Origin of the sequence: Bacillus altitudinis (assembly GCF_001191605.1) — a bacterium.
Taxonomy (GTDB): Bacteria; Bacillota; Bacilli; order Bacillales; family Bacillaceae; genus Bacillus; species Bacillus altitudinis.
Map to the genome: position 1 here is coordinate 2184719 of NZ_CP009108.1, position 17754 is coordinate 2202472.

Annotated in this window: 23 protein-coding genes, 1 riboswitch and 1 other annotated feature; of the genes, 18 read left to right on the forward strand and 5 right to left on the reverse strand. The window is 41.7% G+C overall.

Features of this window, described 5'->3' with window-relative positions; translation table 11 throughout:
- Positions 1 to 152 precede the first annotated feature (152 nt).
- The 4 genes from ID12_RS10970 to ID12_RS10985 are packed head-to-tail and all read left to right on the forward strand — an operon-like array spanning position 153 to position 4045.
- Positions 153 to 1094, forward strand: coding sequence for a S66 peptidase family protein (locus ID12_RS10970; protein ID WP_050827190.1), 942 nt, complete (start codon positions 153 to 155; stop codon positions 1092 to 1094).
- Positions 1091 to 2170, forward strand: a complete 1080-nt coding sequence (locus tag ID12_RS10975) for a mandelate racemase/muconate lactonizing enzyme family protein (RefSeq protein WP_050827191.1) — start codon at positions 1091 to 1093, stop codon at positions 2168 to 2170. The genes ID12_RS10970 and ID12_RS10975 overlap by 4 nt, the downstream gene beginning before the upstream one ends.
- Positions 2170 to 3087 carry a C40 family peptidase gene (locus ID12_RS10980; protein ID WP_050827192.1) on the forward strand — a complete coding sequence of 306 codons (918 nt, stop codon included), beginning with the start codon at positions 2170 to 2172 and terminating at the stop codon, positions 3085 to 3087. Before ID12_RS10975 ends, ID12_RS10980 begins: the two co-directional genes overlap by 1 nt.
- Complete coding sequence (locus tag ID12_RS10985; RefSeq protein WP_050827193.1) at positions 3077 to 4045, forward strand: ABC transporter ATP-binding protein; 969 nt, start codon at positions 3077 to 3079, stop codon at positions 4043 to 4045. The genes ID12_RS10980 and ID12_RS10985 overlap by 11 nt, the downstream gene beginning before the upstream one ends.
- 61 nt (positions 4046 to 4106) lie before the next feature.
- On the opposite strand, the gene ID12_RS10990 is transcribed toward ID12_RS10985, so the two are convergent.
- On the reverse strand, positions 4107 to 4967 hold the full coding sequence (locus ID12_RS10990) for a dimethylarginine dimethylaminohydrolase family protein (protein WP_025207220.1): 861 nt from the start codon (positions 4965 to 4967) through the stop codon (positions 4107 to 4109).
- Positions 4968 to 5146: 179 nt separating this feature from the next.
- Between ID12_RS10990 and ID12_RS10995 the strand changes: the two genes are divergently transcribed.
- From ID12_RS10995 to ID12_RS11015, 5 genes are all read left to right on the forward strand, one after another.
- A complete protein-coding gene (locus tag ID12_RS10995; RefSeq protein WP_008346212.1) occupies positions 5147 to 5668 on the forward strand; it encodes an acyl-CoA thioesterase in 522 nt (173 codons plus the stop codon).
- A 115-nt stretch (positions 5669 to 5783) separates the two neighbouring features.
- Entirely contained in the window at positions 5784 to 6110 is a 327-nt protein-coding gene (locus tag ID12_RS11000; RefSeq protein WP_019743451.1) for a PadR family transcriptional regulator, read from the forward strand.
- 4 nt (positions 6111 to 6114) lie between these two features.
- Positions 6115 to 6867 carry an HAAS domain-containing protein gene (locus tag ID12_RS11005; protein WP_050827194.1) on the forward strand — a complete coding sequence of 251 codons (753 nt, stop codon included), beginning with the start codon at positions 6115 to 6117 and terminating at the stop codon, positions 6865 to 6867.
- Positions 6868 to 6977: 110 nt separating this feature from the next.
- Positions 6978 to 7466: a small multi-drug export protein gene (locus ID12_RS11010; protein ID WP_007498817.1), complete on the forward strand. Its 489-nt coding sequence runs from the start codon at positions 6978 to 6980 to the stop codon at positions 7464 to 7466.
- Between the two features lie 16 nt (positions 7467 to 7482).
- Positions 7483 to 8028 (forward strand): GNAT family N-acetyltransferase, encoded by a 546-nt coding sequence (locus tag ID12_RS11015; RefSeq protein ID WP_035700479.1) that lies wholly within the window; start codon positions 7483 to 7485, stop codon positions 8026 to 8028.
- Here ID12_RS11015 and ID12_RS11020 read toward each other — a convergent pair.
- Positions 8023 to 9081, reverse strand: a complete 1059-nt coding sequence (locus ID12_RS11020; protein WP_050827195.1) for a bifunctional transcriptional activator/DNA repair enzyme AdaA — start codon at positions 9079 to 9081, stop codon at positions 8023 to 8025. The genes ID12_RS11015 and ID12_RS11020 overlap by 6 nt on opposite strands.
- Positions 9082 to 9280: 199 nt before the next feature.
- A riboswitch (guanidine-I (ykkC/yxkD leader) is annotated at positions 9281 to 9392 on the forward strand.
- A gap of 66 nt (positions 9393 to 9458) precedes the next feature.
- Here ID12_RS11020 and ID12_RS11025 point away from each other — a divergent pair.
- Positions 9459 to 9788, forward strand: a complete 330-nt coding sequence (locus ID12_RS11025) for a DMT family transporter (RefSeq protein WP_024719620.1) — start codon at positions 9459 to 9461, stop codon at positions 9786 to 9788.
- A complete protein-coding gene (locus tag ID12_RS11030) occupies positions 9785 to 10099 on the forward strand; it encodes a DMT family transporter (RefSeq protein ID WP_017359126.1) in 315 nt (104 codons plus the stop codon). The genes ID12_RS11025 and ID12_RS11030 overlap by 4 nt, the downstream gene beginning before the upstream one ends.
- Positions 10100 to 10132: 33 nt before the next feature.
- On the opposite strand, the gene ID12_RS11035 is transcribed toward ID12_RS11030, so the two are convergent.
- Positions 10133 to 10318, reverse strand: coding sequence for a hypothetical protein (locus ID12_RS11035; protein ID WP_017359125.1), 186 nt, complete (start codon positions 10316 to 10318; stop codon positions 10133 to 10135).
- A 163-nt stretch (positions 10319 to 10481) separates the two neighbouring features.
- Here ID12_RS11035 and purU point away from each other — a divergent pair, with 163 nt between their 5' ends.
- The 6 genes from purU to ID12_RS11065 all read left to right on the forward strand — a co-directional run bounded on the left by purU (position 10482) and on the right by ID12_RS11065 (position 16051).
- Positions 10482 to 11384, forward strand: a complete 903-nt coding sequence (gene purU, locus ID12_RS11040; protein ID WP_007498809.1) for a formyltetrahydrofolate deformylase — start codon at positions 10482 to 10484, stop codon at positions 11382 to 11384.
- A 43-nt stretch (positions 11385 to 11427) separates the two neighbouring features.
- Positions 11428 to 11646, forward strand: a binding site (T-box leader).
- Between the two features lie 56 nt (positions 11647 to 11702).
- On the forward strand, positions 11703 to 12800 hold the full coding sequence (gene proB, locus ID12_RS11045) for a glutamate 5-kinase (protein ID WP_048002076.1): 1098 nt from the start codon (positions 11703 to 11705) through the stop codon (positions 12798 to 12800).
- 12 nt (positions 12801 to 12812) lie between these two features.
- On the forward strand, positions 12813 to 14060 hold the full coding sequence (locus ID12_RS11050) for a glutamate-5-semialdehyde dehydrogenase (RefSeq protein ID WP_048002072.1): 1248 nt from the start codon (positions 12813 to 12815) through the stop codon (positions 14058 to 14060).
- 125 nt (positions 14061 to 14185) lie between these two features.
- Complete coding sequence (locus tag ID12_RS11055; RefSeq protein ID WP_050827196.1) at positions 14186 to 15322, forward strand: response regulator aspartate phosphatase; 1137 nt, start codon at positions 14186 to 14188, stop codon at positions 15320 to 15322.
- Positions 15312 to 15446 carry a hypothetical protein gene (locus tag ID12_RS11060; RefSeq protein WP_008346190.1) on the forward strand — a complete coding sequence of 45 codons (135 nt, stop codon included), beginning with the start codon at positions 15312 to 15314 and terminating at the stop codon, positions 15444 to 15446. The genes ID12_RS11055 and ID12_RS11060 overlap by 11 nt, the downstream gene beginning before the upstream one ends.
- Positions 15447 to 15622: 176 nt before the next feature.
- Positions 15623 to 16051, forward strand: coding sequence for an organic hydroperoxide resistance protein (locus tag ID12_RS11065; RefSeq protein WP_007498801.1), 429 nt, complete (start codon positions 15623 to 15625; stop codon positions 16049 to 16051).
- 33 nt (positions 16052 to 16084) lie between these two features.
- Here ID12_RS11065 and ID12_RS11070 read toward each other — a convergent pair whose 3' ends face one another.
- Positions 16085 to 16531 (reverse strand): MarR family winged helix-turn-helix transcriptional regulator, encoded by a 447-nt coding sequence (locus ID12_RS11070; protein WP_008346188.1) that lies wholly within the window; start codon positions 16529 to 16531, stop codon positions 16085 to 16087.
- Between the two features lie 161 nt (positions 16532 to 16692).
- On the opposite strand from ID12_RS11070, the gene ID12_RS11075 reads away from it, so the two are divergent.
- Positions 16693 to 17112 (forward strand): organic hydroperoxide resistance protein OhrB, encoded by a 420-nt coding sequence (locus ID12_RS11075; RefSeq protein WP_008346186.1) that lies wholly within the window; start codon positions 16693 to 16695, stop codon positions 17110 to 17112.
- Between the two features lie 65 nt (positions 17113 to 17177).
- Here the strand turns inward: ID12_RS11075 and guaD are convergent, their stop codons facing one another.
- The gene (gene guaD, locus ID12_RS11080) at positions 17178 to 17648 is read right to left on the reverse strand and encodes a guanine deaminase (protein ID WP_050827197.1); all 471 of its coding nucleotides are present in this window, start codon (positions 17646 to 17648) and stop codon (positions 17178 to 17180) included.
- Positions 17649 to 17754 lie beyond the last annotated feature (106 nt).

Here is a 17754-nt window from a genome sequence, read left to right on the forward strand (position 1 = left end):
TGAAAAGAAGACAAAGGGTTAAAATAAAGTTCATTTTAACCCTTCGTCAACAATCTGGGACGCTTTGAAAAAAGCGTCTGTTCCTTTATTTGTTCATCTTATGAAGAAGATGCCCATAGATTGAAAGAAACGAAGAGAAAGAGGGGATTGGCATGAACCATCTGCCAGTGGCACTTCAAACAGGAGATACAGTGGGAATCATTGCGCCAGCAAGCCCGCCTGATGAGCTGAAATTAGCAAGAGGTATTTCTTTTTTAGAAAGCTTAGGGCTAAAGGTGAAAAAGGGGAAGTATATCGACTCCCGGTATGGTTATTTAGCAGGTCATGATCATGAACGAGTGGAAGATATTCATCACATGTTTCAAGATCCAGACGTGAAGGCAGTGATTTGTGCTTGCGGAGGATACGGAACAGGAAGAATTGCAGAAGCCATTGATTATGACCTCATTCGCCGGAACCCAAAAATCTTTTGGGGATACAGTGATATTACGTTTTTACATACAGCGATTCAGCAGCAGACGGGTCTTGTGACCTTTCATGGTCCAATGCTCTCCTCTGATGTGGGACTTGAAGGGGTTCACCCGTATACAAAGGATACCTTTTTACAGCTATTCACTCCGAAAGCCATTTCGTATACGAACCACCTGTCACCTCTTCACACTTTTTATCATGGCACGGCTTCAGGCGAAATCACCGGAGGAAATCTTGCCCTTATTGTCACGACACTTGGTACACCTTTTGAAATTGATACAAAGGGGAAGCTTTTATTGATAGAAGATATTGACGAAGAACCATATAAAATCGATCGAATGATGCAGCACCTAGCCTCTGCAGGAAAATTACGTGATGCGGCTGGATTTATCATTGGTGATTTTCATCAATGTGAGCCGAAAAAGAAAGAGCAGTCGTTAACGCTCGATCAGTTATGGGAGACGTATATTGTTCCGCAACAGAAACCTGCACTTGGTGGTTTTCGGATCGGTCATTCATCTCCAAACTTCGCCATTCCAATCGGCGTGCACGCAACATTAGATGCTACAGGGAAAAAACTTCATATTTCCCCAGGTGTTGCAGCGAAAGAGGCGATCAAATGAAAATCGTAGATGTTCGCACATGCAGAACGAATGTACCGCTAAAGAAGCCTTTCAAAACAGCATTAAGAACGGTGTATGACGCCGCATCTCTTATTGTGATCATCACCTATGATCAAGGTGATGTCAGCTATGGAGAGGCAGTGCCGACATCGGTCATTACAGGTGAAACACTGGAAAGCATCGACTATGCTATTTGCGCTGTGATGAGGCCGATCTTGATTGGGGCCTCATTGTCACAATATGAACAAATCTTTTCAGCGATCTACCGTGTACTTGTAGGAAACACGAGTGCAAAGGCTGCAATAGATATGGCGATATACGATGGTTTAGCGAAGCAGGCTGGCCTGCCGCTTTATCAATATCTTGGTGGTTATCGTGATCAGCTGGAAACGGATTATACGGTCAGTGTCAACCGTCCGCTAGAAATGGCAGAGGATGCGAAGCAATATGCAGCTGAAGGCTTTCGTACCTTAAAGATCAAAGTGGGAAAAGATGATATAGAGACGGATATTCAGCGGATCAAACGGATTCGAGAAAAAGTCGGGCCGGATATTCAAATCAGGCTTGACGCCAACCAAGGCTGGACATGGAAGGAAGCGGTTGTGGCCATTCGAAAAATGGAGGCATTCGATATTGAACTAGTCGAGCAGCCAGTGCCTAAAGAAGACATCGAGGGTCTGCGCCGGGTGACGGAAGCAACAGACACATTGATTATGGCAGATGAAAGTATTTTTAGCCTCCATGATGCCATCAAGGTGTTAGAAACGAGAAGCTGTGATCTCATCAACCTAAAATTAATGAAAACAGGCGGTATCAAAAAAGCGCTGAAAATCAATAGTTTAGCAGAAGCATACGGCGTCAAGTGCATGGTTGGCAGTATGATCGAATCAAAACTAGGGATTACCGCAGCCGCTCATCTTGCTGCAAGCCAGCCGAATATTACCCGTTATGATTTTGATGCGCCGCTTATGCTCAAAGAGGACTTAATAGACGGAGGAATTGTCTATCAAGGAAAAGATATTCTCTTTCCACCGCATCATGGATTAGGCATTCAAGGAGTGAAAGGGGTCTTATGATGTTATATGAATCAAAGGTTCCAGTCGCAAATATATGGACAGCACCGCAGTCGCCGAGAGATATGGATCGACACGTTCTTCAAAGCTCCGTCCAGATCAAAGAATGGATTGATCAGCAAACATATGAACAGAAATTGGCCTTATGTGAAGAAAACCTTATTCAAACCCAAGTACTGCTTGGCGAACGAGTCATTGGGCTGGAGGAGACAGATGGCTGGATGAAAGTTGTCATCCCGCAGCAGGCAAGCCGGAAACACCCGCAAGGCTACCCAGGTTATATCCCTGTAGAGCAATTAAATGAAGTATCAGAGAGTGAACCAGCTGCTAGTCCCTTGATTGTTTGTCAGAAAAAAGCGGTTTTATATCAAAATGGAACACCGGATATGGAGGTTAGTTTTTTAACAGAACTAGCACCTGTTGAAGAAATGAGCGATTCCTTTGATGTTCTGACTCCAGTAGGAAGAAGAGAAATCAAAAAAGAAGATGTGCGCCGCGCTTCATCACCTTCTTCTATGAGCGGTAAGGATGCCTTAGCCATAGGAAAACAATTTATTGGACTGTCGTATTTGTGGGGCGGCATGAGCAGCTATGGCTACGACTGTTCGGGTTTTGTTTACAGCATGTACAAAGCGTGTGGATGTTTATTACCGAGAGACGCAAGTGACCAAGCAGTTCAAGGAACTCCAGTCGCATCAAATCATTTGGCGCCAGGTGATCTCATGTTTTTTGCCAATGACAATGGGAAGGGAGCAGTTCGCCATGTAGGGATGTATGCTGGAGATGGCATGATGCTTCACTCGCCTAAAACGGGCAGACAGATTGAACTTCTTTCTCTTTCTGGTACTTCATATGAACAGGAATGGGCAGAAACAAGGCGGTATTTGAAAGCTGAGAGGGGGAGATGTGATGGGAAGTGAACCACTTCTGCAAGTCAACAACTTAAAAAAGCATTTTCATCTATCGAAAGGAAGAACGTTAAAAGCATTAGATGGTGTCACCTTTCAGCTGAAACAAGGCGAAACCTTTGGTCTTGTTGGTGAGTCAGGCTGCGGTAAATCTACACTTGGAAAAGTGCTCATGCGGCTTTATGACCCGACAGAAGGTGAAGCTTTGTATGAAGGGAAAAGTCTCCATCACTTATCGAACCGAGAATCATTTGATTTCAATAGACAAATTCAAATGGTGTTTCAAGATCCGTATTCTTCTTTAAATCCTAGGCTCTCTGTAAAAGATATTATTCTGGAACCGATGGAGATCCACCAATTGTATGGCAGTCAAAAGAAAAGGCTCGCACGTGTGAAGGAACTGCTTGAAGCGGTGGGGCTAAGTCATGATTTTGCTACACGCTATCCTCACGAATTCAGCGGAGGACAGAGGCAAAGAATAGGGATTGCTAGAGCACTAGCCTTATCGCCAAAGTTTATTGTGGCAGACGAGCCGATTTCTGCACTAGATGTATCCGTTCAAGCTCAGGTCGTGAATTTGCTGAAAAAACTGCAAAAGGAAGAAGGATTGACGTTTTTATTTATTGCCCATGATTTATCGATGGTCAAATATATTAGCGATCGAATCGGTGTCATGTACTTAGGACATCTCGTGGAAATGACTAGCAGTGATGCTTTATATAAAACACCGCTTCATCCATATACACAAGCATTGCTGTCTGCTATCCCGATTCCAGATCCTGATGTGGAAGATAAACGCAAGCGCTTTATTTTAAAGGGAGAAATTCCAAGTCCAGTGAATCCGCCAAGCGGCTGCGTATTTCGGACAAGATGTCCTGCTGCAATGGATGTATGTGCGGACAAAAAGCCAGTATTACAAGCAGTCGAAGAAGGACATGAAGTGGCCTGTCATTTATATGATAGGAAATAGATAGAGGGAAGAAGACAAGCGTTTAAAAAGCCAGCGAGTAAACAAGCTGGCTTTTTGGCTTTTATGAACGCCTAATAGGTAATGTACAGCATCTAAAAGAGCCGCCGGATTTAATGATTTCTGAAAAATCCACTTCAATGACGGTGTAGCCGCGTGCTGTTAATGCAGCATTTGTTTCTTGGTTGATTGGTAAGCTGATGACTTTTTTCTGACCAATGGACAACACATTTGGTCCAAGTGTGAACTGCTCTTGCTCACTTATTTCAATGAGATCATAATGCTTTGTGAGCATATGAAGATCCTTTTCCGTAAAAGCTTCAGGGTAAATCAAGATCTCATGATGAGAAAGAATATTCATCACACAATCAAGATGCAAAATGTGAGAAGGAAGATGAATAGGAATGATGTCGTGATTCGGCAGTTCTTTTTTGAGCTGCTGGATGGCGGCTAGATTTGTTCTTTTGCTGATCCCCACAAATACCCGGGTTTGGTCTACAAGCACATCGCCGCCTTCAATCGTTCCATCATCCAGCGTGATGGTTGTCCATCCTTTTGTCTGTGCCCATTCTTTTAAGGAATGTTCTTCTCCTTGTCTGACAGGGGCTGCCATATTTGAAACAAATAAAGTCTGTCCAATTGTAAATCCAATATCCCGAGTGAAGACTTGTTCAGGGAAACGTTCATTTGCAGGAAGAAGGACAGGCCGGACATGATGGTTTTTCAGCGTTTGGATGAATTGCTTATGCTGCGTGAGGGCTTTGATTTGAGAAATATTTTCTCTTGCAAAATGCTTTTGGGTTTCATTGATGATCTGTTTAATTTCCATATAAATTGGACTGCATAAGAGGACTTCTTGTAAATCATCATATTCACTCATACATTGCGGCGTTTTATACACTTTCTCTGATTTCATAGAATCCATCAAAGGGCCTCCTTGTTTATCGATAGTTATATTATTCCTCCTTCTAGTAAATGTTGAAACATTTCCGAAAGAAAATCTCTCATGAGAGACTAAAGCAAAAAGTTTAGACAAACCTAATAGAATAGTGTTTAATAAAAGTCGTTCCGCATCAACGAAAACAGCAAGAAGGAGCTATGACGATGAGTGAAGAAAATTTCAAATACTGCAAGGAATCGAAAGTTGTGAAAACCAGCAGGGTATTTCCCCTCGATACGAATAACCACCAAACGTTATTTGGCGGGAAATTAATGAGTTATATAGATGACATTGCTTCCATCTCGGCAGCAAGACACAGCCGTAGTGAAACAGTCACCGCATCAATGGATTCAGTTGATTTTTTAGAGCCGATTGGACAGAAAGAGTCCGTCTGCTTAGAATCTTATGTGACATGGGTCGGCACATCTTCTATGGAAGTATTCGTCAAAGTCATTAAGGAAAACTTGATGTCTGGAGAGCGCAGACTCGCAGCAACTTCATTTCTTACCTTTGTCTCGCTTGATGAAAACGGGAAGCCAAAACGAGTTCCACAAGTCATGCCGGAAACAGAGGAAGAAATCATGCTTCATCAAACAGCGAAGCAGCGGGCAGAGGAAAGAAAAAGCCGTCGGAAGCATAGTAAAGCTTTGGCTGACGCACTTGGGACGGATAAGCCTTGGGCGTAAAAATCACCCTTTAAGCGGTGATTTTTTTTTTGAGTCGGTATCTTGCATGGCAAGATAGTGTGTGGTAAGATCAAACTATCTTGTCATGCAAGGTACTGAAAGCGGAGGATCGATGATGACACAATCAACACAAATGCTAAAAGGAATTTTAGAGGGATGCCTGCTGTCGATTATTTCTGAAGGTGAAATTTATGGCTATGAAATGACAAAGAAGCTTGCTCACTATGGGTTTGATCAAATTAGTGAAGGCAGTATTTATCCGATCTTGCTGCGCATGCAAAAAGAACAGCTGGTCAGTACGTCCACAAAAGCATCGGCGAGTGGGCCGAAAAGGAAATACTATACGCTCACACAAAGAGGTGAAGAAGCGCTGACGGATTTTACCATGCGATGGAATGAGCTGTCAGGGAATGTAGAGCGATTATTACATAAAGGGAAGTGAGAAGATGGTAACAAAAGAAACGAGACACATCTTATTAGAGCTGCAACTCTATCTCATATCAAAAGGGAAAAATCAGGACGAGATCGACGAAGTGATGGATGAATTAACGACACACGCTGTCGAAGCTGAGAAAGATGGGAAAACAGGGGAAGATGTATTTGGCGGAGATCCACGGGGCTTTGCTGACGAGCTAGCGAAAGAGCTCTCTAGAAATCATAAAGACTGGGTTCCGTTTGTCAGTGCTTTTTTAATTGGATCTCTTTTTTACATGATGTTAGCAGATGCCATCAGTCAAAGTTTATCGTATTCTTGGTATGCACTCATTGGTTATCCGCTCATCATAGTGGCCAATGTGGTCATGACCATTGTGATGTTTAGAGCTTCTGCCTTTCAAACAAGCAAGAGGGCATTCTTTTACTTTTGGATATTAGGTGTTTTTCAGATGACAGCCTTGATCACAGTGAAATTATTGGACCAAAAACTTGGTACTCCTTTACTTGTGCTGACCTCGAGCCAAAGATGGGGCGTCATTGTTCTGTTGCTGCTGTGTATTGTCTTATTGAATGCTATATTAAAGGCGAATATGATGTCGCTCATTCCGTTGATCTTCTTTGGACCGCAACTCCTATTCGAATGGCTTGGATGGACATCACCTCTCATGCTTCTTTTCACAAGTCTGGTATCCATTGTGATTTTAGTCTTGCTCACAATCGCTTTTTTACAGAAAACAAACAAGAAAAATGAACATTTAATGTAGATAGAGCACATCACTTGCGATGTGCTTTTCTTTTTCTAAAAAAATGTAGATATGGGATCACATTTTTCTTTACAATGAGAAGAGGACAAAAATGAAAAGGGGTTCTGTGATTGGATATTGTATGGGGGTATGTACTCGTTTTTATATTGGCTGCTTTACCTTTCTTTGAAGTGGTTGGTGTCGTTCCGCTGGGGATTTTAAGTGGTCTGCATCCTGTGACAACGGCAGTTATTGGATTCGTCGGCAACTTTCTTACCGTCTTGCTACTCATCGTCTTCGTGGACCGATTTAAAGCGTGGTGGCTGAAGAGGAAAGAGGAGAAACATGATGAAAAAGGAGAGAAAAAACAGCTGAAAGCCAGAAAGGTTTGGGAACGGTACGGTCTCCCTGGTTTGGCACTTATCGGTCCTTTTATTATTGGCAGTCATTTAGCGGCTTTTATGTGTATGAGCTTCGGTACGAAAAGAAAACAAGTCACTGTGTGGATGACGGTCAGTTTAATCATGTGGACCGCATTAGCTGCTAGTTTAACGGGTGCGGGGTTCCATTACTTTGCCCCAGATTCAAATGGGTTGTTCGGAGATATTTTTAGCAAGTAAGCAGGGGGGATAACAAATGACACATCAAACACGGATCGTGTTTGAAACAGAGCGCCTCAGACTGAGAACAATGGATGAAGACGATGCGCCTTTTTTATATGAAAAGCTGTTCCAAGATGAAGAGGTCATGAAGTATTATCCTTCACTAAAGGATGAAAAGCAGACAAAAGAGTGGATTGCTTGGAATCAAAAGAATGACCGCACGTATCATACATCCCTGTGGATCATTGAAGAAAAAGAAACGAAAGAACCACTTGGACAAAGCGGAATTGTTCTCCAAAACGTCGAAGGACAAACAGAGCTTGAAATTGGTTATATGCTAAAGAGATCGGCATGGGGAAAAGGATATGCTGTTGAGGCTGCAAAAGGCTGTCTTGCGTATGGTTTTGACGAAATGAAGGTGAGGCGAATGGTCAGCTTAATTCGTCCTGACAATGAAGCGTCAGTCAAGGTCGCAATGAAAATGGGAATGAAAAAAGAAAAAACCATTTCAAAATGGGATCAAATGATTGATGTTTACAGTGTTACTCGTGATGGAAAAAGCGGCTCGCTTGAATCATAAGGAGAGCCGCTTTTTCTTTTGTTCTAACTGAAGTAAATATTTCTTTCGTTCGATTCCCCCGCCATATCCGCCAAGTTCACCGCTTGTTTGAATGACTCGGTGACAAGGAATGATGATGGCCAACTGATTGGCACCATTTGCATTTCCAACTGCCCGAACCAAATGGGGATCGCCAAGCATGATGGCAAGATCTCGATACGATCTCGTTTCGCCTGGTGGAATCTGTAAGAGAAGATCCCATACCCTTTTTTGAAAAGGGGTGCCATGTATAGCAAGTGGCACAGTAAACTGCGTGAGTTTCTTTTCAAAATATAAGGCCAATTCCTTTGCTAATTGCTGATGGACGTTTGTTTCTCCAACTAAAATACGGGCATGATGTTTTTTTCTGATGTTCTCAATTTCTCTTTCTAATCCTCGCCTTTCCATAAATTCAAGCAAATACACATGGGTTGCATCTGAAATGCTCATCATCCGCCCAATCGGAGTGGAAATAAAATTCGCATGCAAAATATTGACTTGCGCCTTTTTGGGTGGATTTCCCATGATTTTCGTAAAGGCATCATTGAAGGCACTGGAAGACTCGTAACCGAAGGTGACTTGCTGATCAATGACTTTTTTTCCGTTTAGAATCTCTTTAAACGCTAGTCCCATTCGGCGTGATCTAGCATATTGAACAAAGGTCATTCCATAGATTTCTTTAAATTTTCTCCGAGCTGTTGCAGAGTGAATCCCTAATTGGCGAAAATCTTCTTCTTTCCATCGTTTCTCAGGACTCTCTTCAACTGCTGATACAAGTGTTTTGACTTCTTCTGGAATGCTGTTAGGATATGTTAAAGGCGTGCATCGCTTACACGGCCGATACCCTGCAAGCAGCGCCTCCTCTGCTGTAAAGAAAAACTCGCAGTTTTCATATTTTGGTTTTCTAGCAGTACATGTGGCATGACAGAAGATGCCGGTTGTTTTAATACCTGCAAAGAACGTGCCGTCATATTGCGGATTCTTATCAACAAGTGCTTGATAAAATTCGTGTTTTTGTTCGTCGGTCATCATCATTTGATCCACCTCTTGTTTTATTATATCAGTGATGTGGTCGTTCCTCTTTCTAACATTTAGTATACTTCGCTTTCATCCACTTTCTTTCGAAAAATGAACAAGTATATTTGAAGGGGAAAAGCAAAGTGGTAGACCGGCATATCAGGGTGTGATACACTTTTTTATACAGAATCGGCTTTACGCTAGATCTGCTTATCATGAATTGGTTTTCTAGGGTTCCGTGCGGGCAGCGCAGTCTGGACCGAGAGAAAACACATAGGGTCCTCTAAGAATGGGCCGTATGGACACGGAGGGATAAAAGCCCGGGAGATTTGATCAAACGATCGATTTCCGGGCTTTTTTTATTGCTTGGAATCGGTAAGAAAGGAAGAGATCGAATGAAATGGGGAAATGTTTTGATTGCAGCCGTATTTGAAGTCGGCTGGGTAATGGGGTTGAAATATGCTGGCTCTATATTGGAATGGAGTGCAACCATCGTTTGTATTGTCGTCAGCTTTTATTTACTCCTGAAAGCCACGACGGTACTTCCAGTTGGCACACTTTACGCCGTTTTCACCGGACTTGGAACAGCCGGTACGGTCATAGTAGGAATGGTCATGGGTGAGCCGGTACAGCTAGTAAAATTACTTTTGATCATGGTCCTTTTAAGCGGTGTATTAGGACTCAAATTGACCACAGGTGAAAAGAAAGGGGAGGCTGAATCGTGAGCTGGCTTTTACTCATTGGGGCAGGCATCTTAGAAATGCTTTGTGTCACCATGATGAATCAATTCCAGAAAGATCGCCATGTCAAATGGATTTTCTTCATAGCAGCTGGATTTTCGCTTTCCTTTCTGATGCTGTCTCTTGCGATGAATACAATTCCGATGGGAACGGCGTATGCGATTTGGACAGGAATCGGAGCAGCTGGAGGAGCGATTGTTGGGATGCTGTTTTATGGTGAGTCGAAAGACGCAAAACGTATTTTATTTATCGCACTGATTTTATCAGCAGCGGTCGGGTTAAAAATCATTGAATAAGAAAAGGCTGGCAATCATATGCCAGCCTTTTTGCTACATCGAATGATGATTGGAATCGTTTTCATTTTTGCGGTAAAGTTGACTCACAAGCAGAAAACACACACCAAATGTAAGTAAAGGAATGAGTCTTTCTCCGGTCATAAATAGATAAATGCCCGTGATGAGACATACGATGCCGAGCCAAAAGCTCACTTTACCAAACAAAGTCATGTTTTTCATCTCCATCACTCCTTTTGTGATAAAAGGTCTATTCATATTATATCACGCCAGGTGCAGAATTGAATGAATATTCAATAAAAAATACGACGCTTAATTGCTTTTTCTGTTTCCAGTCCAGTATAATATTTCATTAGAATGAAAAATGTAAATGAGGTCATAAGACATGAGAACATTGATTACAGAGAAACTTGAATTACACAGACAAAAGCATGAACAAAAAGGCAGGCTTTTAGTCAGTTGCCCGGATCAGCCTGGTATTGTGTCAGCTGTTTCTACTTTTTTATTTGAACATGGAGCAAACATCATTGAATCTAGTCAATACACAACAGATCATGAGAGCGGCCGGTTCTTTTTAAGAATTGAATTTGATTGGAAAGACATTTCTGCCAACTTAGATCAATTGAAAAGCAGTTTTGAGCCAATTGCGCAATCATTTCATATGACGTGGAGCATGTCGCGTGCAAGTGATCTGAAAAAGCTGGCGATCTTTGTGTCCAAAGAGCTTCATTGTTTACATGAACTTTTATGGGAATGGCAAAGCGGTAATTTAATGGCTGAAATAGCGGTTGTTATCAGCAATCATGAAACGGCAAAAGATACAGTCGAAGCACTCGGCATTCCATTCCACTTCGTGAAAGCAAATAAAGACATTCGCCAAGATGCAGAAAAACAGCAACTTGCATTATTAGAAGAGTATGATATTGATGCGGTTGTGCTTGCGAGATACATGCAAATTTTAACGCCAGCCTTTATTGAACAGCATCCGAACAAAATCATCAATATTCATCATTCCTTCTTGCCGGCTTTTATAGGGGCTAACCCATACAAGCGTGCATATGAGCGAGGGGTTAAACTGATTGGCGCAACTTCCCATTATGTCACCAATGATTTAGACGAAGGGCCAATCATTGAACAGGATATTGAGCGGGTAGATCATAGAGATGATGCAGAGGCATTAAAAAATATTGGCCGCACGATTGAGCGCAGTGTGCTTGCCCGTGCTGTCAAATGGCATCTAGAAGATCGAATCATTGTCCATGAGAATAAAACGATTGTGTTTAATTGACCGCTTGACTTTTCTGAAGCAATTGGTGATAATATAAAAAAATTAACGAGCGTTGAGAAGGAATAGTAAGCAGGACCTGCTGTGTAAAGAGAGCAAATGACACGCTGAAACATTTGCCGCAGACAGCTGCTGAACCTACCCTTTGAGCCTTAGAGGAAAAATCTAAGCGCATGCCTGGCGTTACAGGAGTTGAGTGGAATAAGCAGACGTATGCTTATTCAATGAAGGTGGTACCACGGAAAATCCCTTTTTCGTCCTTTACATAAGGAGAAAAAGGGATTTTTTATGTGGTGAAAGGTATAGCGGAGGGAATCAATGATGAAAAAGCAAAGGATCGTCATAAAAATTGGTAGCAGTTCATTAACAGAGCAAAAGGGAGCCATTGATGAACAAAAAATGCAGGATCATGTCAAAGCCATTGCAAAGCTAAAAGAGGCAGGACATGAAATCATTCTCATTTCGTCAGGTGCCGTTGCGGCGGGATTTGGCAGTTTAGGATATCCGTCAAGACCTGTGACCTTAAAAGGGAAGCAGGCTGCTGCTGCTGTTGGTCAAGGCTTGTTAATGCAGAAATATACAGAACTATTTTCACAGTTTCAGATGACGCCTGCACAAATGCTTTTAACACGTAATGACTTTTCAGATCGTACAAGATATCGAAATGCTTACGCAACGATGATGGAGCTGCTCGAAAGAAAAATTTTACCGATCATTAATGAAAATGATTCTGTGTCCATCGAGGAGCTTACCTTTGGTGATAATGACATGTTATCAGCACTGGTGAGTGGCTTAATTCATGCAGACCAATTGATCATTTTAACAGATATCAACGGAATTTATGATGCCAATCCAAGTGAGAATCCTGATGCGAAGCGGTTTGATGTGCTGACTCACATTTCAGATGAATTGTTCTCATATGCGAAGAGTACGGGTTCAAAGGTTGGAACAGGCGGGATGAAATCTAAGCTTTCAGCTGCACAAACAGCTCTCTCCCTTGGCGTTAAAGTCTTCATTGGCACAGGTGCAGGAGAAGACAAGCTTCTTCACATTCTCGCTGGTCAAGGGGACGGCACATATATTGGTGAACAAGACTTATCATCAGTCAATAACCGTCGCCAATGGATTCAATTCCACTCACCAGTCTCTGGGAAGATCATGATTGATGCGGGAGCAGAGGCGGCGATTTTGCATAATGGAAGAAGTCTTCTTCCAGCTGGTGTCATTGATGTAGCTGGTGAATTTTCTAAAGGAGAGGTCGTCGAAGTTGTTGGTCCAAACGGGTTAGTCGGTAAAGGGCAAACATTGTATGATTCAGATGAGCTTCTTGGCATTAAAGGGATGCGAAGTCATGAGCTTTCTCATGAAAAACCTGAAGTCATTCACCGAGATCACTGGGTTCAGCACGTACAAAACTGAGGAGGGAAAACGATGAATGAAGTTCTAGAAAAAGCAAAAAAGGCAAGCGCAGCCAAAGATCAGCTGCTATTAAAAACAACTGAACAAAAGAATGCTGCATTAGACGCTATTGCAAAAGCATTAAAAGCATCTTCAGCGTATTTAATTGCCGAGAACCAAAAAGATGTTCAGGCGGCTATAGACAAAGAGTTCACGCCATCTGTGATCGACAGAATTACATTAACAGAAGAGAGAATTGAAGCGATTGCAGACGCTACGCATCAACTCATTCAGCTCAAAGACCCAATTGGTGAAACATTAGAGACCATTCAAAAAGAAAACGGGCTTTTCATTGAAAAAGTACGTGTGCCTCTTGGAACGGTTGGGATGATTTACGAAGCAAGACCAAACGTGACAGTCGATGCGGCCACTCTTTGCTTGAAAACTGGAAATGCTGTGATTCTTCGAGGAAGTTCATCGGCCATTCATAGTAATAAAGCGATTGTGAAAGTCATTCACGAAGCGCTGCAACCAACGGATATTCCAGTAGACAGTGTACAATTGATTGAAGATACAGGCCGTGAGACAGCTAAAACCCTGTTCACTTTAAATGACTATCTAGATGTCCTGATTCCACGTGGCGGGAAACATTTAATTGATCTTGTTGTGAGAGAGTCTACTGTTCCAGTACTTGAGACGGGTGCAGGGAATTGTCATATTTACATTGATGAAACAGCCCAAAAAGAAATGGCTGAACAAATTGTTCTGAATGCGAAAACACAAAGACCATCTGTTTGTAATGCCATTGAGAGCATTGTCATTCATGAAACATGGGCAAAAGAACATGGTGCTTCGCTCTTTGAAGCACTTCAGACACATGGTGTAGAGATACGGGGCGATGAAGCAGTATGTGCACTTGCACCGAGTGCCACATTAGCTAAGGCCACTGATTTTGAAACGGAATTTTTAGCGCCGATTGTCAGTATTAAAACCGTCAAGACCATGGAAGAGGCGATACAGCATATTCAAATGTATAGCTCTAAGCATTCTGAAGCGATCATTACGGAAAACGACCAGCATGCGGCACTTTTCTTAACAGCCGTTGATGCTGCCGCTGTGTATCATAATGCATCTACCCGGTTTACAGATGGCTTTGAATTTGGCTACGGAGCGGAAATCGGTATTAGCACACAAAAATTGCATGCTAGAGGACCAATGGGTCTGCCAGCCCTAACCTCTGAAAAATTTGTCATTCGTGGGCAAGGACAAATAAGAGAATAACCGATTCAAAAAGAGAGTCTTATCGCACAAGGCTCTCTTTTTCCTTTCATTTTTGTATTTCTTCGGTCAAGTATGATAAAATATGGTAATGTTTTATATTTTGAGAAGATTGGAGAAGGCAACGTATGGCGAAAATCATTCCCTCTTCGGATATTGGAGTGAAAATCAACAAGTGGTATGAATTAATCCGCAGATTTGATTCAGAACAAGCAGAACAGTTAAAGCAGGAAATTCGCACCTCTCTTGATTCAATGGAAGAAGATCAGAATTTGCTTCTCTATTTTTCTTTAATGGAATTCAGGCATGAGGTCATGCTCGATTATTTAAAGCCATTAAAGGAAGGAAAGCTTCGCGCCAACTTTTCCGAGCTTTCGAAAGAAATAGATGAGCATCAAACGCATGTCACAGGCATGCTTGAATATTACTATCATTTCTTCAGAGGCATGTATGAGTTCGGCCGGAGAGAGTACATTGCTGCCATATCGTCCTATCAAAAGGCAGAGCACAAGCTTTCTTTTGTATCCGACGATATTGAACGTGCAGAATTTCATTTTAAAATGTCAGAAATATATTATCACATGAAACAAACACACATTTCGATGCACCATGCCAAACTAGCGCTGGATGTCTATATTCAGCACGAACTATATGGGCTTCGTACCATTCAGTGTGAATTTATTGTAGCCGGTAATTATGATGATATGAGAAGGCATGAAAAGGCATTGCCACATCTCGAAAGAGCACTTGCAAGATCAAGAGACTTTCAGAATGTGCGTTTTATTGCTTCTTCTTTGTTTAATATGGGCAACAGCTATTACAGAATGGGAGACTTGAACCGCGCACTCGACTTAATGAAAGAATCCATCTCATTATTTGATCAAAATCAATCTGATCATCTTCGTCGATCGATAGACCCTCTTTATACAGCCGCTCAGATCTTATACAAACAAGGTAAAAACAATGAAGCATTATATTACAGAGAAGAATGTATGAAACGAGCAGAAGCTCTGCAGGATGACATTCATATTCAGAAGACCATTTTTTTAGAAGCATTGTACTTACGACAAGATGCAGAGCATATTAAACGAATTTTCCATTTTTTAGAATCTTCCTATGCATATCCAGATATAGAAGAGCTGGCTTTAGACACCGCAAAGTATTATAATGAAATGGAGGATTATGAAAAATCTTCCATGTTCTATGGGGAAGCGGAACATGCTCGTATCTATATTCAGAGAGGGGATTGTTTATATGAATTTTAAAAAATGGGCAGTCGTCTGTACAAGCATCACGATCTTGGCATTATGGATCACATCACCTAATGCCGACCCCGATAACAGAAACCATACGCTAGAAAAACCGAATCCGCAACATATCACGATCTAAAAAGCCCTTTTTAAAGGGCTTTTTTTATTGACCGCTTCAATCATCGGAGGTTGCACATTCATAAAAATAAAAAATGGAGGAAAGATGAAAGTGAGTGTTTTTCATTGACTCTTGAATTTAAATTGTGTACAATTCAATTGTAGAAAATATTAATAGAGCGAAAGAGGGTTATATTCATGTCAGAAGTTTTATTTACTGCAACGGTATCAGCTGTAGGAGGAAGAGAAGGTAAGGTTGTGTCAACAGATGGCGTACTAGAGCATGATGTAGCAATGCCAGGAACGCCAAGAGCGAAAAAGCTTGAGAAAGCAACGAATCCAGAGCAATTATTCGCAGCGGGCTATTCTGCATGTTTTGATTCAGCTCTTCAAATGGTCGCAAGACAAGAGCGTATCCGTTTTGAAAGTGAAGTAACGGCACATGTAAGCTTAATCAAAGACAGTTCAGACGGCGGTTTCAAACTAGGTGTCAAATTAGAAGTAAAAGGAACTGGAATTGAGCAATCTGCACTTGATGAACTTGTTCATAAAGCACACGGCGTTTGCCCATACTCAAAAGCAACGCAAGGAAACATTGAAGTAGAATTAGTAGCTGTCGCTCAATAATAGACATCAAAAAAAGGCTGAGGGAATATTCCCTCAGCCTTTTGATTGTGTTAATTTTTGCAAAAGCTCATGTAAAGAAGCGCGAAGTGTTTTCAGCTCTTCTTCTGATCTGCCTGTTCCAGACAGCATTTGAAATGGAATCGAAGTGGCCTTCTCTTGTAAAGCTTCTCCGTATTCTGTTAAACGAATTTGGACCGAACGCTCATCCTCTTTCGAACGTTCACGGATGATGAGTCCATTTTGTTCCATTCGTTTTAGCATAGGTGTGAGTGTACCGGAGTCTAAATATAAAAGCTCTCCCATTGTTTTCACATTTAATGTCCCATGCTCCCATAACAAAAGCAGTGCCAAATATTGCGGGTATGTGATATTTAACTCTTCTAATAATGGTTTATACTGCTTTGTCATTTCTCTTGAACTTGCATATAACAAGAAACAAAGCTGATTTTCCAGCTTCATATGTTCAAATTCATTTGTCATATCTGTCACCAACTATTTTTTGTCATACTTATCATTGTATAAGATTTTCTTCCTTTTTAAAATAAATACAGACTAAAAATGAAAAATTCTTCAATGTGCCATAAATGTTTGAGCAACGAATAGAACGTGAAAGGTATAAGTAGAAGAAGGAGGAGATCAAGATGAAACCATTATTTACTGCAAAAGTAAAAGCACAGCACGGAAGAGCAGGACATGTTCGTTCTGATGATGGTGTGCTTGACCACAACATTGTGATGCCAAACGCAAAGAAAGATGGAGAAACTGGTACGAATCCTGAACAATTATTTGCAGCGGGTTATGCGGCCTGCTTCGGAGGGGCGCTTGAACAAGTCGCTAAGAAGCAAGGTGTCGAAATTGAATCAGAAGTAGAAGGACATGTTAGTCTATTAAAAGATGAAAGTGATGGCGGTTTTAAACTTGGCGTGAAGCTGATTGTTTCCGCTAAAGGGCTTGACCATGACAAAGCGAAAGAGCTTGTTGAGGCTGCACATGAATTCTGTCCATATTCAAAAGCAACAAGAGGAAACATCGAAGTAGAGCTTGAAGTGGCGGAATCATGAAAAGAAAAAAGGGCTAAAATTTAGCCCTTTCTCACTGACACCTGCTGTGGAGCAGGTGTCTTTTTTTAATATTCTTTCTTTTTGTCGTATGTGTCCCATGCTTCAAATGGAGCATGGGTTTTTTGAAGGGTCAGCTGGTAAAATGGAATGTTTCTTGATTCGTATTCTTTGTTGATTTCTTCATAAATAAAGGAGTCATCAAAACCAGAAGTCGCTGCATCCTTGTGTCCAGCGGCAAAATATACGGCCTTTGGTCTAGCCCAATAGATAGCACCAAGACACATTGGACAAGGCTCACAGCTTGTATACAAAATACAGTCTTCTAATTGATATGTATGTAGTGTTTGGCACGCCTTTCGAATAGCTGTCACTTCTGCATGTGCAGTTGGATCATTACTCGTTGTGACATTGTTGCTTCCCTCTGCAATAATCTGACCGTCTTTGACAATGACCGCTCCAAAAGGGCCGCCTGTGCCACTATTTACTCCTTCTACTGCAAGATCAATTGCGCGTTGTAAAAAAGCTTCGTGATTCATTGTCTTCCTCCCTTTGTTCGACTGACTTCTCTAGTATAAACGAATCATGATAGAAAAGGAATCATTGTAGGAGGAGATCGAACAGGACAATTTACGCATAAAAAAC

Coding starts and splice junctions, on each gene's coding strand:
- ID12_RS11065 (WP_007498801.1), top strand. CDS start 15,623: ATGTCAGAAGTTTTATTTACTGCAACGGTATCAGCTGTAGGAGGAAGA.
- ID12_RS10975 (WP_050827191.1), top strand. CDS start 1,091: ATGAAAATCGTAGATGTTCGCACATGCAGAACGAATGTACCGCTAAAG.
- ID12_RS11055 (WP_050827196.1), top strand. CDS start 14,186: ATGGCGAAAATCATTCCCTCTTCGGATATTGGAGTGAAAATCAACAAG.
- proB (WP_048002076.1), top strand. CDS start 11,703: ATGAAAAAGCAAAGGATCGTCATAAAAATTGGTAGCAGTTCATTAACA.
- ID12_RS10970 (WP_050827190.1), top strand. CDS start 153: ATGAACCATCTGCCAGTGGCACTTCAAACAGGAGATACAGTGGGAATC.
- ID12_RS11025 (WP_024719620.1), top strand. CDS start 9,459: ATGAAATGGGGAAATGTTTTGATTGCAGCCGTATTTGAAGTCGGCTGG.
- ID12_RS11070 (WP_008346188.1), bottom strand. CDS start 16,531: ATGACAAATGAATTTGAACATATGAAGCTGGAAAATCAGCTTTGTTTC.
- ID12_RS10980 (WP_050827192.1), top strand. CDS start 2,170: ATGTTATATGAATCAAAGGTTCCAGTCGCAAATATATGGACAGCACCG.
- ID12_RS11075 (WP_008346186.1), top strand. CDS start 16,693: ATGAAACCATTATTTACTGCAAAAGTAAAAGCACAGCACGGAAGAGCA.
- ID12_RS10995 (WP_008346212.1), top strand. CDS start 5,147: ATGAGTGAAGAAAATTTCAAATACTGCAAGGAATCGAAAGTTGTGAAA.
- ID12_RS11000 (WP_019743451.1), top strand. CDS start 5,784: ATGACACAATCAACACAAATGCTAAAAGGAATTTTAGAGGGATGCCTG.
- ID12_RS11005 (WP_050827194.1), top strand. CDS start 6,115: ATGGTAACAAAAGAAACGAGACACATCTTATTAGAGCTGCAACTCTAT.
- purU (WP_007498809.1), top strand. CDS start 10,482: ATGAGAACATTGATTACAGAGAAACTTGAATTACACAGACAAAAGCAT.
- ID12_RS11020 (WP_050827195.1), bottom strand. CDS start 9,081: ATGATGATGACCGACGAACAAAAACACGAATTTTATCAAGCACTTGTT.
- ID12_RS10985 (WP_050827193.1), top strand. CDS start 3,077: ATGGGAAGTGAACCACTTCTGCAAGTCAACAACTTAAAAAAGCATTTT.
- ID12_RS11060 (WP_008346190.1), top strand. CDS start 15,312: ATGAATTTTAAAAAATGGGCAGTCGTCTGTACAAGCATCACGATCTTG.
- ID12_RS10990 (WP_025207220.1), bottom strand. CDS start 4,967: ATGGATTCTATGAAATCAGAGAAAGTGTATAAAACGCCGCAATGTATG.
- ID12_RS11015 (WP_035700479.1), top strand. CDS start 7,483: ATGACACATCAAACACGGATCGTGTTTGAAACAGAGCGCCTCAGACTG.
- guaD (WP_050827197.1), bottom strand. CDS start 17,648: ATGAATCACGAAGCTTTTTTACAACGCGCAATTGATCTTGCAGTAGAA.
- ID12_RS11035 (WP_017359125.1), bottom strand. CDS start 10,318: ATGAAAAACATGACTTTGTTTGGTAAAGTGAGCTTTTGGCTCGGCATC.
- ID12_RS11050 (WP_048002072.1), top strand. CDS start 12,813: ATGAATGAAGTTCTAGAAAAAGCAAAAAAGGCAAGCGCAGCCAAAGAT.